The 15,421-nt window shown below is 26.0% G+C and carries 15 protein-coding genes and 1 tRNA gene; 8 read left to right on the plus strand and 8 right to left on the minus strand.

Translation table 11 applies throughout. The annotated features are described in order from the left end of the window. The first annotated feature begins 3 nt into the window (after window positions 1-3). Window positions 4-1,296 (plus strand): M20/M25/M40 family metallo-hydrolase, encoded by a 1,293-nt coding sequence (locus tag AAQM_RS07515; RefSeq protein WP_129094935.1) that lies wholly within the window; start codon window positions 4-6, stop codon window positions 1,294-1,296. Window positions 1,297-1,422: 126 nt separating this feature from the next. Here AAQM_RS07515 and AAQM_RS07520 read toward each other — a convergent pair whose 3' ends face one another. Genes AAQM_RS07520 through AAQM_RS07530 form a run of 3 tightly spaced genes read right to left on the minus strand, consistent with a single transcriptional unit; the run spans window position 1,423 to window position 3,485 of the window. Continuing rightward, entirely contained in the window at window positions 1,423-1,998 is a 576-nt protein-coding gene (locus AAQM_RS07520) for a hypothetical protein (RefSeq protein WP_129094934.1), read from the minus strand. A gap of 9 nt (window positions 1,999-2,007) precedes the next feature. Next, the gene (locus AAQM_RS07525; RefSeq protein WP_129094933.1) at window positions 2,008-3,171 is read right to left on the minus strand and encodes an FAD-dependent oxidoreductase; all 1,164 of its coding nucleotides are present in this window, start codon (window positions 3,169-3,171) and stop codon (window positions 2,008-2,010) included. Beyond that, window positions 3,168-3,485 (minus strand): hypothetical protein, encoded by a 318-nt coding sequence (locus AAQM_RS07530; RefSeq protein WP_129094932.1) that lies wholly within the window; start codon window positions 3,483-3,485, stop codon window positions 3,168-3,170. Before AAQM_RS07530 ends, AAQM_RS07525 begins: the two co-directional genes overlap by 4 nt. 114 nt (window positions 3,486-3,599) lie before the next feature. Between AAQM_RS07530 and AAQM_RS07535 the strand changes: the two genes are divergently transcribed. The 5 genes from AAQM_RS07535 to AAQM_RS07555 all read left to right on the plus strand — a co-directional run bounded on the left by AAQM_RS07535 (window position 3,600) and on the right by AAQM_RS07555 (window position 7,420). Next, window positions 3,600-3,980 (plus strand): response regulator, encoded by a 381-nt coding sequence (locus AAQM_RS07535; RefSeq protein WP_129094931.1) that lies wholly within the window; start codon window positions 3,600-3,602, stop codon window positions 3,978-3,980. Then, window positions 3,970-4,587, plus strand: a complete 618-nt coding sequence (locus AAQM_RS07540) for a chemotaxis protein CheX (RefSeq protein WP_129094930.1) — start codon at window positions 3,970-3,972, stop codon at window positions 4,585-4,587. Before AAQM_RS07535 ends, AAQM_RS07540 begins: the two co-directional genes overlap by 11 nt. After that, complete coding sequence (locus tag AAQM_RS07545) at window positions 4,584-6,077, plus strand: ATP-binding protein (RefSeq protein ID WP_129094929.1); 1,494 nt, start codon at window positions 4,584-4,586, stop codon at window positions 6,075-6,077. Before AAQM_RS07540 ends, AAQM_RS07545 begins: the two co-directional genes overlap by 4 nt. Window positions 6,078-6,154: 77 nt before the next feature. Beyond that, the gene (locus AAQM_RS07550) at window positions 6,155-7,024 is read left to right on the plus strand and encodes a DnaJ C-terminal domain-containing protein (RefSeq protein WP_129094928.1); all 870 of its coding nucleotides are present in this window, start codon (window positions 6,155-6,157) and stop codon (window positions 7,022-7,024) included. Window positions 7,025-7,036: 12 nt separating this feature from the next. Then, window positions 7,037-7,420: a heat shock protein transcriptional repressor HspR gene (locus tag AAQM_RS07555; RefSeq protein WP_128985710.1), complete on the plus strand. Its 384-nt coding sequence runs from the start codon at window positions 7,037-7,039 to the stop codon at window positions 7,418-7,420. Between the two features lie 6 nt (window positions 7,421-7,426). Here AAQM_RS07555 and AAQM_RS07560 read toward each other — a convergent pair. The 5 genes from AAQM_RS07560 to AAQM_RS07580 all read right to left on the minus strand — a co-directional run bounded on the left by AAQM_RS07560 (window position 7,427) and on the right by AAQM_RS07580 (window position 12,634). Beyond that, window positions 7,427-7,502: transfer RNA gene (locus tag AAQM_RS07560), tRNA-Glu, on the minus strand. 58 nt (window positions 7,503-7,560) lie between these two features. After that, a complete protein-coding gene (locus tag AAQM_RS07565) occupies window positions 7,561-8,004 on the minus strand; it encodes a Sua5 YciO YrdC YwlC family protein (protein WP_129094927.1) in 444 nt (147 codons plus the stop codon). Further along, window positions 8,004-11,246, minus strand: coding sequence for a carbamoyl-phosphate synthase large subunit (gene carB, locus AAQM_RS07570; protein WP_129094926.1), 3,243 nt, complete (start codon window positions 11,244-11,246; stop codon window positions 8,004-8,006). Before carB ends, AAQM_RS07565 begins: the two co-directional genes overlap by 1 nt. A 71-nt stretch (window positions 11,247-11,317) precedes the next feature. Continuing rightward, window positions 11,318-11,944, minus strand: a complete 627-nt coding sequence (locus AAQM_RS07575; RefSeq protein WP_129094925.1) for a LysE family translocator — start codon at window positions 11,942-11,944, stop codon at window positions 11,318-11,320. Between the two features lie 6 nt (window positions 11,945-11,950). After that, window positions 11,951-12,634: a HesA/MoeB/ThiF family protein gene (locus tag AAQM_RS07580; protein WP_129013881.1), complete on the minus strand. Its 684-nt coding sequence runs from the start codon at window positions 12,632-12,634 to the stop codon at window positions 11,951-11,953. Between the two features lie 197 nt (window positions 12,635-12,831). Here AAQM_RS07580 and AAQM_RS07585 point away from each other — a divergent pair, with 197 nt between their 5' ends. Both AAQM_RS07585 and AAQM_RS07590 read left to right on the plus strand, forming a co-directional pair. After that, window positions 12,832-14,568, plus strand: coding sequence for a GGDEF domain-containing protein (locus tag AAQM_RS07585; protein WP_129094924.1), 1,737 nt, complete (start codon window positions 12,832-12,834; stop codon window positions 14,566-14,568). A gap of 54 nt (window positions 14,569-14,622) precedes the next feature. Next, the gene (locus AAQM_RS07590) at window positions 14,623-15,417 is read left to right on the plus strand and encodes a polysaccharide deacetylase family protein (protein WP_129094923.1); all 795 of its coding nucleotides are present in this window, start codon (window positions 14,623-14,625) and stop codon (window positions 15,415-15,417) included. Window positions 15,418-15,421: the final 4 nt, after the last annotated feature.

Below are 15,421 nucleotides of genomic sequence, written 5' to 3' on the forward strand. Positions count from 1 at the left end.
TATTTGAAAAATATAATAGAAATTTTTAAAACCATAACAAAAATTCCAAGATGCTCAGGAACTCATGAAGCATTTATAAATTATATGAAAGAGTTATCAAAGGATTTAGGTTATATTTGTTTAGTTGATGAAACAAATAATATTTTATGTAAAAAAGAGAACTCAAAAGCAAAACTAGCTTTTCAATCTCACTATGATATTGTTTGTTTAAGTGATAATTGTGTTCCACAAATCATACAAGATAGTGATTTATTAAAAGCTTTTGATTCAACACTTGGAAGTGATAATGGAATTGGTTGTGCTTATATGATTGCTTTAATGTATGAAAATTATGATGGAGAATTTTTATTTACAAGTGATGAAGAGATTGGTTTAATTGGAGCAAACAATTTAAATTTACCTCTAAGTGCTTCATATATGTTGAACCTTGATAGTGAAGAAGAAGGTGAAATTTGTATAGGTTGTGCTGGTGGAATTGATATCTTTGGAACAAACTATAATAAAAAGATAATTCCAAACACAAATAATCTTGATTTATATGAAGTTAGTATAGCAAAACTTCAAGGTGGGCATAGTGGTGTTGATATAAATAAAAATATTCCAAATGGTATAAAACTAATTGCAAAAACCATAAAAGAATGCAATGGAAAACTTTTAGATATAAATGGAGGTGAAAGAATCAACTCAATTCCAGTAAATGTAAAAGCAATAATTGCAAGTTCTACTCACCCTATTTCTAGTCATGAAAATATGAAGATAGAAAAAATAGATACAAAATCTGAACACCTAAATATTTACGATGATAAAATTATAGATTTTATCTATGACTTTGAAAATGGAGTAAGAACTATGAATGAAGAGTTAAATGTAGTTCAAACTTCAATAAACCTAGCGATTATAAAAACAGGAATTGATGGAATAACTATTGAATTAAGTGGAAGGTCTATGGATAATGACGATTTAAAAAACCTAAAAAATGAAACAATAGAAATGCTAAAAAACTATAACTTTGAAGTTACAACAAATGGAAAATATCCAGCTTGGAAACCAGATATTAATGAATTTACTTCAAAAGTTTTAGAAATTTATAAAGAATTTAATAAAAACGCTTCCCTTGAAGCAATTCATGCAGGACTTGAATGTGCAATATTTAAAGATAAATATCCCTATATAAAAATAGCATCAATTGGACCAACTATAAGTTTTCCTCATTCTAAAAAAGAACAAGTTTCTATAAAATCAGTTGAAAATGTCTATAAAATAGTAAAAAAAATAGCCTTAGATATACAAAACTAGACTATTTTTTTAAAATCTTTTAAAAGAAATTATAAATATGAAATATCTAGAATAAGTGTTTAACTACCTTAAAGCACTTTTTTTAGATTTCTTACTTTGTAGATATTTTGAAAAATTAGATATAAACTATTTTAAATTTTCTAAAATTGTTTTTATATCTTTTTCTAATTCTTCTTCAGTGAGAGCTTTAGACAAAGCACCTTCTTTTACACTATCTTCTTTTACTTTTTCTATTTTCCCATCTAATCTTAACTTATAAATAAAATATTTATTTTGTTTATTATCATTTAAACCTAAATTCTTAACAAAGATTCCATCTGAATCATTTATTAAAGGGATTTTCGAATCTTTATACATTTTTTCTAATTCACCATTAACTGCTATTTGTTTTATAAGCCAAGGTGTATTTGAAATATTTGCTATCAACACTATACCTTTATCTATTTTTGTATGTAAATCTTTAAAAACAGCTAAAGCATCATGGTTTAATACAATAATAAACTTCTCTTCATTACTTTTAAATATCTCTTCAAATTTTGTATAAGGATTTCCACCAACAATATCAAAATATTTTGGAATTGACTCAATACTTAGAGCTTTATTTTGTTCAAAATTTTTATTAAAGTTTTCAGGCATTGTAAAATAAACCAATGCAGCAAAACCAATTATTCCTAAAAAAATAATTTTTAATGTATTTTTCATATATAACCTTTATCTTTTTTGTTTTTTAGCCCATTTAGAAAAGAGCCGATAATTTGTAAGATTTTCATCTAATTTTTTATTATTTACAACATTTTCAACCAATTCTTGTGCAAGATATAATGATAAAACAAATCCTCTACCACCCACTCCATTTAGCACAAACAGATTATCTATCATGACTAAGTTTTCATTTTTTATATGTGTTCCATTTTTTATATGAGGATATTTTTCTATACTTTTTTTAGAATCAACTAATTTTCCAAGCATTGGAAAATAATCAATACTTGAAGCTCTTGCTCCAATTTTAATATCAATAACTTCAATATTCTCAAGTTTTTTTATATCATTTGCTTTTTTTAAGAGTTTATCAACATCATTTTTCATGATATTTTTCGTCTCTTCATTGTGTTGTAGATTATTAATATTAGATAATTTTAAATTATAACTTGTATTATCCATATTTTTATCAAATCTATTATGTGTTGCACCAACTGATACTAAAAATCTATTTTCTTTTATCTCTTTAGCTTTTGATAAAGAGCACTCTTTATGATAATTTATTTCTACATTAGTGGATGTAATAACATCAATTTTTTGACCCCAAACAGCTCTTATATCAAAATATTCTTCATCTATCAATGAAATATCAGCACCTGTTGTTAAAAAAAGGTTTTTAGTTTTATATTCTTTATTTATAATCCAAAAATCATCTATCTTTTCAATTTTTGTAACTTCATAATTAAATAGTTTTTCCACATCTTTTGATAGTTTTTTACATATCTCATAAGGATTTACAATACTTCCTATAGAAAAAAAATAACCTTCTTCAAACTTTTTATATTCAAAATCCATATAAGGAATATATGTTTGAAATTTATCTTCATCTTCTTTATTTTTAGGAATCCTACAAGTCCCACAATTTATTATATTTTCAAAAAAATAACTTTTATAATAATCAATTGAAAAATTTAAAGCTTTTGTAACTAAATCTTTAAAAGCATTTGGTTTTCCTAAAAGTGGTGACAAAAATGCACCAGCTGCTCCACTTGCACCAAATGCTACATCTTCATTTTTATCAATCAATAAAATTGAATTTTTATATTTTCTTAAAAAATGTGCTAAAGAACAACCAGCAATTCCAGCACCTATAATAATATTTTCAAATTCTTTCATTTTAATTCTTCTAAAAGTTTAAAATTTGGTCTAAAATATGCTCGTCCACCCTTTAAACTAATACATTTGTGATTAGGAAATTTTTTCTTGTAATAAGATAATCGCTCTTTTGTACTTTTTCCTGTATCACAATAAAAAACAAAAACTGTATCTTTAGGATATAAATTCATTTCGTAAGGATTATAAGTAATTACTTCTAAATTATCAAGAGGTTTTAGTATAGTATCAACAATAATCACTTTAATTCCATCTTTTTCCAACAATTTTTTATTTTTTAATAACTCTACTTGTGTCCACTCATCTTTTGAAAACATTAAGTACTTTTCCTTTTTATAAAAGCTAATATTAGTATATTCCCTATTAAATAAAAGTAATTCTTATATAAAATAAGATAAAATTATTCTTAAATAGAAAATAGGAAATACTTTATGAAGATTCTAGTTACTGATGATTCTAAAATGGCAAGAAAAATGGTTATTAAGACTTTAAAAGAGTCTTCTTCTAATGAGTTAGAAATTATCGAAGCACAAAATGGTCTTGAAGCTTTAGATTTATATAAACAACATCTACCTAAAATTGTCTTTTTAGACTTAACGATGCCTGTTATGGACGGCTTTGAAGCTTTAGAAAAAATTAAACAATTTGATGAAAAAGCAAGAGTTATAATTATTTCAGCAGATATACAAAAACTTTCAATGGATAGAGTTTTAGCTCTTGGAGCTTTTAATTTTATTAAAAAACCTGTTGATACACAAAAAATGCAACAAATACTAAAAAAAATAGAAGAGTCGGAAAATAATGAAATCTAATATTAATTTAACAGAAGATGAAAAAGATTGTTTACAAGAATTGATGAATATTGCGTATGGAAGTGCAACAGCTGCTATTACTGAAATTTTAAATTCATTTGCGAAACTATCTATTCCTAAAATACAAATAATTGATGCAATTGAACTAAAACCGTATTTGGCAAAAGAGTTAAATCTAAATGAAGAACATTTAGTCTCTTTACAACAAATAAATGGAACGATTAGCGGTGAGAATATGTTTGTAATAAATAAAAAATCTGCTAAAAATATTGCTTTTAAATTTGGTCTTGAAGAAGATGAAATAAATGATGAAGAGATTTGTGATATTGTTTTAGAAATTACAAATATACTATCTTCTTCAACTATTAGTAAATTAGCAGAAGATATTGATACAAATGTATCTTTTTCTGCACCAATAATAAAAAGTTTAACATCAATAAACGAATTAAATAATCTATTTATTACTAAATATGAAAAGGTTATTATAATTTCTACTCAACTAAATTTTGAAGATTTAAATATTCATGCTGAACTATTTATTTTTACAACTGATAACTCTATTTTGTATATAAAAGAAAAATTAAATAAAATATTGGATGAACTTTGAAACTAGATAATAACAAATTTGATATTATATGTAATACTGTAGATAATGGAATTATATTAATCAACAAAAATTTAGAGGTACAATTTTGGAATAAATGGCTAGAAATTAGAACAGGCATTAATTCTAGTGATATTGTTGGAAATAATCTATTAAATTTTTACCCAAATATTGATGAGAAAAAATTAGTAAGAAAAATTACTACTGCTTTAAAACTAAACTCTTCAACTTTCTATACTCCACAAATTAGTAAATTTCTTGTAGATATAGAACTTGGAAAAGTTGCTGATAAAGTTTTTGATAATATGCAACAAAGTATCACAATAACTCCTCTTGATTTAGAAAATGAATTAGTTATTATTTATGTTTATGATGTAACTTTGTTATCAGAAATAAATTTTAAGTTAAATGAAGTAAAAGAGAAAGTTGAAGAAAAAAATGAAGAATTAAAACTTTTATTTGATACAACTATGGAAGCAATTATAGTATTTAAAGATAATAAAATTATAGATTGTAATCAAGTTGCTATTGATTTATTTTCATTCTCTTCAAAAAAATCTCTTTTAGATAAAAATTTTGAGCAAATTATAAATAATAAAAATATTTTAGAAAAAACAAGTGATAAACCCTTTGAAACAACTATTCATAAAGAAGATGGAGCTTCTTTTAAAGCATTAATTAATATAAAAGATAATACTTTTAAATCTCAAACCTTTAAAATATTAACAATTGTAGATATAAGTGATATAAAAAGAAAAGAAACTCTATTAGCAGAACAATCAAAACTTGCTGCTATGGGAGAAATGATTGGTAATATTGCTCATCAATGGAGACAACCTTTAAATATTATTTCGATAACTGCTTCAAGTACAAAGTTAAAAAAAGAGATAGGTTTATTAACGGATAAAGTTTTAATTGATGCTTTAAAACTTATTTCAGATACAACTGAACATCTATCTAATACAATTGATGTATTCAAAGATTTCTTAAAAGAAGACAAAGAAAAATCTTTATTTAATTTATCTCAAAATATTCAAAATAATATCTCTTTAATTGAAACTATACTAAATGAAAATAAAATAAAAATCCAATTAGATTTAGATAATGACATATACTTATATAATTATTCTAATGAATTTAGTCAAGCTTTTATAAACATACTAAATAATGCAAGTGATGCAATTAGTTTAAATTTATCTCAAGATGAATTAAGATTAATAAGAATATCTACAAAACAGGAAAATAACAAAATTATTATATCAATAGTTGATAATGCAGGTGGTATAGACAAAAATATTATAAATAAGATATTTGAGCCATATTTTACAACTAAACATAAATTCCAAGGAACAGGTTTAGGTCTTTATATGACTCATAAAATTATAAAAACAAGTATGAAGGGTAAAATAACCGTTTTAAATGAAACCTTTACTTACGAGGATAAACTCTATACAGGAGCTGCATTTAAAATTATCTTAGCAAGTCATACTTGATTGACATAGACTCAACCTTTTGATATAATTTTATTTTTAAAAATTTAAAAATTATATAAATACAAATAGGATTTAAAATGGCAAAAAGTTTATATGAAACATTAGAAATAAATGAAAATGCATCAGCAGATGAGATAAAAAAAGCTTATAGAAAATTAGCAAGGAAATATCATCCTGATGTAAATAAAGATCCAAAGGCAGAAGAAAAATTCAAAGAAATAAACGCTGCATACGAAGTTTTAAGTAATCCAGAAAAAAAACAACAATATGACCAATATGGAGATTCTATGTTTGGTGGTCAAAATTTTCATGATTTTGCAAGAAATCAAGGTTCAAATGTAGACTTAGATGAAATTCTAAGACAAATGTTTGGACAAAGTGGAGGATTTGGACGTTCTGGTTTCTCTCAAGGAGGTTTTGGTGGATTTGGAGGGTTTAGTGAACCTGACTTAGATACAAATGCTCAAATAACTATTCCTTTTGATGTAGCTGTTCTTGGAGGAAAACAACATATTAGTTTAAACAATGATTCTTTTGATGTAAAAATTCCTGAAGGAATAGAAGATGGTCAAAAAATTAGAGCAAAAGGAAAAGGAAAATCTTATCAAGGACAAAAAGGTGATTTGATTTTAAAAATTAATATAGCTCAAAGTCCTGAATATACAAGAGAAAATGATACATTAACTAAATATTTTGATGTTCCTTTGAAAATAGCTTTATTTGGTGGAAAAATTGAAATTAAAACGATTCATAAAGATATAACTCTAAAAATCCCACAAAATACAAAACAAAATCAAAAATTTAGAGTTAAAGAACTAGGTGTTTTAAATAGAAAATCTGGAATAAAAGGTGATTTATATTTGAAAGCAAATATTATTTTACCTAAGATTGAAGATTTAGATGAAGATTTTGTAAAAATACTTGAAACAAAACTTCCTGAAAAATAAAAGGTTATTAATATGGAAACAAATAGTTACATTGAACCCGTATATCTAATCTCAGCAGTTGCTGAGATTTTAAATATTCATCCCCAAACACTAAGACAATATGAAAGAGAAGGACTGATTAAACCTTCACGAACAAATGGAAAAATAAGACTCTATTCTCAAAAAGATATTGATAATATTAAATATGTTTTAACTCTAACTAGAGAATTAGGAGTGAATTTGGCTGGTGTAGACATAATATTACAACTAAATAAAAAAATAGAAGAATTAGAAAAAGATATTTTTGTTTACAAAAATAAAATAAAAAGTATAAATAGTTTATCAGTTGTTCCAGATACAAAAGCATTAGTTGTTCAAAAAACATCTTTAGATATGGTTATAGTTAAAAAATCTTAAAAAATATGGCGACCCCAGCAAGATTCGAACTTGCGTGTTTAGGAGGAAATCCTAACGTCCTTGGCCACTAGACGACAGGGTCAAATTTAAGAGGAATATTATATTTTAGTTTGTGTTTGTTTTTGCTTAAAACTTCTGTATTATCGTAACTTTAAGCTTCGTTTTTTTGATAATTTTATTATAGTTGATGCTTTTGTTTCATAAAAACCTCTATTATCTTCTACAATTATCTCTGCTCCATTTTGTGCAAAGTCTCTTTCAAACTTTTCAGTGGTTTTATTTGCAGAAGTAGAATACAAAACACCAAATTTATAAATAAAATTGTAAAAATCTGAATTCTTATCTACTACTCTAAAAGAGTGTCCATTTGGATAAATAAATGTAGTTCTTGTACTATTTCTTACTTTTTTTCTAAAATTTTTTGGAACTCTTGTATTTTTATTTAATGTACAAAATGAATCAACTGTATTTAAAATTTTTTTTGTTTGAGGTCTTTGTTTTAATAAAGATAGTTTCTCATCACTTGATGATGAGAAACCCACTGTTGTATCTGTTTGAACAAGATAAATTAGATTTGAATCCATTAGTCGTTTAAAAACTCTTGAATTGATTTTGGTGTTGAAACATCAGCTGTTTTTAAAACTTTTATTGCTTCAACAGCTGCAATTGCTGCAGCTACTGTTGTAAAATACGGAACATTATTTTTTAGAACAGTTCTTCTTATCTCTTTCCCATCATCTTTTGATGATTCTTTTGCTTCACTTGTATTAATAGCCATTGAAATATCACCATTTGTAAGTAAATCTGTAATATTTGGTCTACCTTCACTAACTTTTAATACTTTTTCACATTCAATTCCTGCTTGAATTATTGTGTTATAAGTACCACCAGTTGCAACTATAGTAAAGCCATTTTGAGTTAAACCTTTTGCAATACTAGGAGCAAACTCTTTATCTAAATCACATAATGAAATAAATACTTTTCCAGCTTTTGGAAGATGGTTTTTAGCAGCACTTTGAGATTTTGCAAATGCCATACCAAAAGAATTTGAAATCCCCATAACTTCACCAGTTGATTTCATTTCTGGACTTAAAAGTAAATCAGCACCCGTTAATTTATTAAATGGGAAAACTGCTTCTTTAACAGCAACATGATTTTTTAATCTTGGCTTTAATACACCATTATCTTCAAAAACAATATTTTTATCATATACATTTAAAGCATCTCTTAAAGATTGATTCCACATAACTCTTGTAGCTATTTTAGCTAACGGCATTCCTGTTGCTTTTGATACAAATGGAACTGTTCTAGAAGCTCTTGGATTTACTTCAATCAAATAAATTTGACCTTTGTGAATTGCATATTGAACATTCATAAGTCCAACTACACCTAAACCTAAAGCCATCTCTTTTGTTTTTGTTTCTAACTCTTTAATTAATCTATCTTCTATTGAAACAGGTGGTAAAGAACAAGCTGAATCTCCTGAGTGAATACCAGCTTCTTCAATATGTTGCATAATTCCACCAATATAAACCTCTTTTCCATCACAAATACAATCAACATCAAGTTCAATTGCTCTATCTAGGAATTTATCAATTAATACAGGTGCATCATTTGAAACTGAAACTGCTTCATCCATATATTGTTTTAACTCTTCAGTTGAATAAACAATTCTCATTCCTCTTCCACCAAGTACAAATGAAGGTCTTACTAAAACTGGATAACCTATTTTTTCAGCAATTTCTATTGCTTCATTCACTTCAACTGCTGTTCCATTTTCAGGTTGTAATAATCCAATATTTTCAACAAAAGCAGAGAATTTTTTTCTATCTTCAGCTAAATCAATAGTTGCTGCACTTGTTCCTATAATTTTTCCACCAAAATTATGAATTGCATTTGCAAGTTTCAATGGAGTTTGTCCACCAAAATGAACAATAATTCCATCTGGCTTTTCTTGCTCAATTACACTTCTTACGTGTTCAAAATCAATTGGTTCAAAATATAAAATATCTGATGTATCATAGTCTGTTGAAACTGTTTCAGGGTTACAGTTATACATGATAGTTGTTACTCCCATTTCATTTAAAGCAAAACTTGCATGTACACAACAATAATCAAACTCAATACCTTGACCAATTCTATTTGGTCCTCCACCAATAATCATAACTTTTTTGTTAGTTGCTTCACTTTTCGTAACTTTTGGTAATTTTGTAATATTTGTAGTTGAATATAAGTATGGCGTTAAAGCTTTAAATTCAGCAGCACAAGTATCTACTTCATTATACTCAAAATCTACTCCTAAAGCTTTTCTAGCTTCATAAACTTCATTTTCTGTTTTTCCAATTAGATTTGATATCATCTTATCACTAAATCCATTTGTTTTGATTTTTCTCATAAAAATTTCATCAGTTAAAATAGACTCATTGATTGAAGTTTCTAAATTATAAATTTCTCTAAATTTAGATAAGAACCAAGGATCAATTTTTGATAATTCAAAAATATCTTCATTTGTTAAACCTTGTCTCATACCTTCCATTAGATATAAAAGTCTTTTATCATTTGGTCTTCTAATCTCTTTTTTGATTAAATCTAAATCTCCAGCTATTCTATCAAAACCTACAAGTCCTGTTTCAAGAGAACAAAGTGCTTTTTGAATTGATTCATTAAATGTTCTTCCAATTGCCATAACTTCACCAACAGATTTCATAGAAGTTGTTAAAGTTGAGTTAGCTTTAGGGAATTTTTCAAAAGTAAATCTAGGAATTTTTGTAACAACATAGTCAATTACAGGTTCAAATGAAGCAGCAGTTCCTGTAATATCATTTGTAATTTCATCTAATGTAAATCCAACTGCTAAAAGTGTAGCAACTTTTGCAATTGGATAACCAGTTGCTTTTGAAGCAAGCGCTGAACTTCTACTAACTCTTGGATTCATTTCAATTACTATCATTCTTCCAGTATTTGGACAAATTGAGAATTGAACATTTGAACCACCTGTATCAACTCCAATTTCTCTAAGAATTGCAAAAGAAGCATTTCTCATATCTTGGTACTCTTTATCTGTAAGAGTTAAAGCTGGTGCTATTGTGATACTATCTCCTGTATGAACACCCATAGGGTCTAAGTTTTCAATAGAACATACAATAATACAGTTATCTTTGTGGTCTCTGATAACTTCCATTTCATACTCTTTCCATCCAAGCATCGATTCCATAATTTCGATTTCGTTGATTGGACTAGCCTCTAATCCTGCTGCTGCTAGAACTTTAAACTCTTCCATATTATAAGCAACACCACTTCCACCACCTGCAAGTGTAAATGAAGCTCTTGAAATTACTGGAAATCCTATCTCTTTAGCTACTTTTATAGCTTCTTCTAAATTATAAGCATTTGCACTTTTTGGTAAATCCATACCAATTTTTATCATCGCCTCATTAAAAAGATGTCTATCTTCACCTTTTTTAATAGCATCAGGATGAGCTCCAAGGAATTTTACACCTTCTAGCATACCTTTTTCATACATAGATGTGGCAACATTAAGAGCCGTTTGTCCACCCATAGTTGGTAAAATAGCATCTATTTTTTCTTTTTCAATAATCTTAGCAACAACTTCTTCTGTGATTGGTTCAATATAAGTTTTATCAGCAAATTCTGGATCTGTCATGATTGTAGCTGGATTTGAATTTATTAAAACAACTCGGTATCCTAGTTCTTTTAGCGTTTTTGTAGCTTGAGTACCTGAATAATCAAACTCACACGCTTGACCAATTACAATTGGTCCAGAACCAATAAGTAAAATAGACTTTATATCTTCTCTTTTTGGCATAAAAATTCCCCATATTTATTTTATAAAATTTGAATAGTGTATCTAAAAAGCGCTTAAAATTCGGTTATATATTACTGTTTTGTAATCAGAAGTTTTATAGCAAGTGCTAAAAATATAAAACTTGTTAATCTATTTAAGATTTTTTGAGCCAAAATAGAATTAGTGAAAAATTTAGATAAATTTGAAGAAAAAATAGCTATTAAACCAAAAATTAAAATTGTTGAAAATATAAAAAGTAATCCTAAAATTAATATCTGTAAATTAATATTTCCTATCTTTTCATCTGTAAATTGAGGGAAAAAAGCTAAAAAGAAAATAAAAACTTTAGGATTTGTAATATTCATAAAAATACCTTTTAAATAGAGTTTTTTATAGTCTACTAAAATATTTTTATTAAATTTTAACTCAGACTTTGAACTTATAAAAAGTTGCCAAGCAAGGTATAAAAGATATATTGCACCTATTATTTTAAGTATTGTAAAGGCAAATAATGAAGTTTGAAAAATTACAGAAACTCCTATTACAACCATTAAAGTATGAAATAAAAGACCAGTACACAAACCCAAAATTATCATGAAGGCTGCTTTTTTACCTTGCATGATAGATTGAGTTAAAACATATATATTATCAGGTCCTGGAATTAAAGCTAATAAAATAGAAGCTGTAAAAAAAGCTATTAAACTATCTATTTCTAGCACTTTGATTTATGCTTTTGGAAGATTAAATTTTTTTGTATTTAAAATACCTTCACTATCAAATGATAGATAATATAAAACATCTTTTTTTACTTCTAAACCTGCTAAATATCTCAAAGCTAAATTTGCTTGTAAAGAACCTATATGCATAACAATAGGACAAGCTATTCCATTTGGTTTTCTATCATTTATCTGAAAAACAGCTTCATAAGAAGCTTTTTCAAAAAAACAAACTTGACCGTGAAACTCTTCAACACTTCCATAAATCCAAGGTTGATTATGTTTCATACAATACTCATTTATTGCTGCTCGTGTTGGAAGATTATCAGTTGCATCTATGATTAAATCAAAAGTTAATCCTCTTTTAGCAAACTCATCAAAACTCTCTTTATAAGCATTTACTTTAACATAAGGGCATCTTGATTCCATCAAATCTTTTAAAACTTCAGCTTTGTATTTTCCATCATCACCTACTTTAAAACCAATTTGTCGATGGATATTATGAACTCCAACTGTATCAAAATCAACAAAAGAAAACTCCCCTATTCCAGAAGCTCCTAAAGCAATTCCTAAAGTACATCCTAATCCACCACTTCCAATAATTGCTATTTTTTTGTTTTGAAGTGAATCTTGTGTTTCTTGTCCCCAAAGTTTTATTTGTCTATTAAAATATTCATTAAATTCTTGATTCATTTTTATTCCTTACTATATTAGTTAAGATTATTATTTTTATACTATTTTGTAATAATATCAAATTAAAATTAAAATCCTATGACTAAAATCAAATATAAAAAAATAATTTTTCTTTGTAACCTTATTGTAATAATTTCAACATAAAATAGAAAAAATATAATTAAAAAATTTTATAAAATTAATCAAAAGGTAATTTAATGTTACAAAAATGGATAGATATCCTAAAAGAGTTAGATTTTGCTTTTCAACCTATAATTCACACTTTTACAGGTAAAATTTATGCAGTTGAAGCACTTCTTAGAAATGTTGAAATAGCAACAGATTTTCACAATATTCAAGACCTATTTGATACAGCATTTGAAGATGACTTACTTTATCAAGTTGATTTAGAACTAAGAAGAAAAGCTATAAAAAAATTCAAAAAAATTGATATTGAAAATATCAAACTATTTTACAATTTAGATAACAGAATAATCTATAGTAAAAATTGTCCCCAAGGACAAACAGCTAAAATATTGGAAGAGAATGGTTTAAAAAAAGATGCCATTTATTTTGAACTAAGTGAAAAAGGCTCTATGATAGAGCAAAATGCTTTAAGTTCTATGATATATAAATACAAAAATGATGGTTATTCAATAGCTATTGATGATTTTGGGATAGGTATTTCTGGTTTAAAACTGCTCTATTATAGTGAAGCAAATATCATTAAATTAGATAGATTTTTCATTACAAATATAAATACTGATTCGAAAAAAAAACTTTTTTGCTCTTCGATAATTGATATGGCACATACAATGGGAATGAAAGTTGTAGCAGAAGGTGTTGAAACAAAAGAAGAGTATTATACTTGTAAAAATATGGGTGTTGATTTTATACAAGGTTTTTTAGTACAAAGACCAACATTGCTAACTCATGAGGTTACTGAAAGTTACAAGCATATTATAAAATTTTTAAAAGAAGATAGAAGAGATAACTCAAAAAATTCTATTGATAAATCTTTTATTGAAGATATCAAACCTTTACATATTGATACCTCTTTACATGATTTATTTTTATATTTTAAAGAACATCCATATAATACTTTTGTTCCAATAATTGATACTTATAAACATTTAAAAGGTGTTATTTATGAAGTTGATGTAAAAAAAATCTCTTATTCTCAATATGGATTTTCTCTAGCAAAAAACACCTCTTATTGCAGTAATATTTGTAAATATATAAAACCTGCATTATCTGTTGAATCAACATGGGGGATTGATAAAACTTTAGAACTTTATAATATGAATGAAACTGATTCAAAAGGTATTTTTGTAACTAATGCCAATAAATATCAAGGTTTTATAAATGTAAATTCTTTATTGTCTTTGTCTCATAAAAGAAATTTAGAAATTGCAAAAAATCAAAATCCACTCTCAAAACTTCCTGGAAATAATCAAATTGAAGAGTTTATTCATAAAAGTTTTAAACTAATAAAAGATGATAATACTTTTCATATGTTATATTTTGATTTCAATGATTTTAAACCATTTAATGATACTTATGGTTTTAGACAAGGAGATAGAGCAATATTAATTTTTACAGAGATATTACAAAAATATCTTCCTTTAAACTCTTTTATAGCACATGTTGGAGGAGATGATTTTTTTGTAGGTTTCTCTTGTTTAAAGTATGAAGAGGTTTATGAATATGCTTTAAAAATACAAAAAGAGTTTAAACTTAGTGTAAAAAATCTTTATGAAAAAAAAGATATAGAAAATGGTTATATAACTTGTTATGATAGATTTAATGTTCAAAGAAAATTTGAATTATTAACTGTTTCTTGCGCTATTATAGAGATTAGTTTAAATAGTAAAAAGAAAAATTTTGACTATATTTTAGGAATAATTAAAAAAAGTTCAAAAAAAATCAACTTCCCAGTTGGAATATGTATTTAAATTATTTTACTTTTTAGGATATTATTTTAATCTAAATATTCTAAAAGGTATGAAATGAACAAATTTTTCTCAATTTTCATCTTTCTTTTTCTTTTATCTTCAACTTTAAATTCAAACTCCTTTGATACAAAAAATTATGAACAATTAAAAAAAGAGCTAAATGAAAAGTATAAAAATAAAAAACCCAAAGAGTGGGGAGAAAATGTGACAGGAGTAAAAAGTAAAATTAAAACAAATGATAAATTGATAGCTATTACAATGGATGCGTGTGGAAGTCCTCATGGTATGGGTTTTGATAAAGAATTAATAAATTTTTTAGAAAAACATAATATTCCTGCAACTTTATTTATAAATGCAAGATGGATAGATAGAAATCTTGAAATTTTTAAAACTTTAGCAAAAAAACCTCTTTTTGAAATAGGTAATCATGGACTTTTACATAAGCCAGCTTCAGTAAATGGTAAAAGTGTCTATAATTTAGAAGGAACTAAAAATATAAACGAATTAATTGATGAAATAGAATTAAATGCAAAAAAAATTGAATCTATTACAAATAAAAGACCTAAATATTTCCGTTCTGGAACAGCTTATTATGATGAAATAGCTGTAAAAATAGCAAATGAATTAAATCATGAAGTAATTGGTTTTTCAATATTAGGAGATGCAGGAGCTACATTTAATGCAAAAAAAGTAGAAGAGTCTATTTTAAACTCTAAAGAAGGAGATATAATAATCGTTCATTTTAATCATCCTTTATCTCAAACGAAAGAAGGAATGAGTAAAGCCCTTTTAAAACTAAAAAAAGAAGGCTATAAATTTGTAAAATTATCTGATTATTCTTTAAAATAATCAG

The sequence above is a fragment of the Arcobacter aquimarinus genome, assembly GCF_013177635.1.
Taxonomy (GTDB): domain Bacteria; phylum Campylobacterota; class Campylobacteria; order Campylobacterales; family Arcobacteraceae; genus Aliarcobacter; species Aliarcobacter aquimarinus.

What these genes read in the sequence shown, in the direction of transcription:
- AAQM_RS07520 (WP_129094934.1), bottom strand. Translation starts at nt 1,998, where the DNA reads ATGAAAAATACATTAAAAATTATTTTTTTAGGAATAATTGGTTTTGCT.
- AAQM_RS07530 (WP_129094932.1), bottom strand. Translation starts at nt 3,485, where the DNA reads ATGTTTTCAAAAGATGAGTGGACACAAGTAGAGTTATTAAAAAATAAA.
- AAQM_RS07585 (WP_129094924.1), top strand. Translation starts at nt 12,832, where the DNA reads ATGTTACAAAAATGGATAGATATCCTAAAAGAGTTAGATTTTGCTTTT.
- AAQM_RS07525 (WP_129094933.1), bottom strand. Translation starts at nt 3,171, where the DNA reads ATGAAAGAATTTGAAAATATTATTATAGGTGCTGGAATTGCTGGTTGT.
- AAQM_RS07550 (WP_129094928.1), top strand. Translation starts at nt 6,155, where the DNA reads ATGGCAAAAAGTTTATATGAAACATTAGAAATAAATGAAAATGCATCA.
- AAQM_RS07535 (WP_129094931.1), top strand. Translation starts at nt 3,600, where the DNA reads ATGAAGATTCTAGTTACTGATGATTCTAAAATGGCAAGAAAAATGGTT.
- carB (WP_129094926.1), bottom strand. Translation starts at nt 11,246, where the DNA reads ATGCCAAAAAGAGAAGATATAAAGTCTATTTTACTTATTGGTTCTGGA.
- AAQM_RS07555 (WP_128985710.1), top strand. Translation starts at nt 7,037, where the DNA reads ATGGAAACAAATAGTTACATTGAACCCGTATATCTAATCTCAGCAGTT.
- AAQM_RS07565 (WP_129094927.1), bottom strand. Translation starts at nt 8,004, where the DNA reads ATGGATTCAAATCTAATTTATCTTGTTCAAACAGATACAACAGTGGGT.
- AAQM_RS07540 (WP_129094930.1), top strand. Translation starts at nt 3,970, where the DNA reads ATGAAATCTAATATTAATTTAACAGAAGATGAAAAAGATTGTTTACAA.
- AAQM_RS07590 (WP_129094923.1), top strand. Translation starts at nt 14,623, where the DNA reads ATGAACAAATTTTTCTCAATTTTCATCTTTCTTTTTCTTTTATCTTCA.
- AAQM_RS07580 (WP_129013881.1), bottom strand. Translation starts at nt 12,634, where the DNA reads ATGAATCAAGAATTTAATGAATATTTTAATAGACAAATAAAACTTTGG.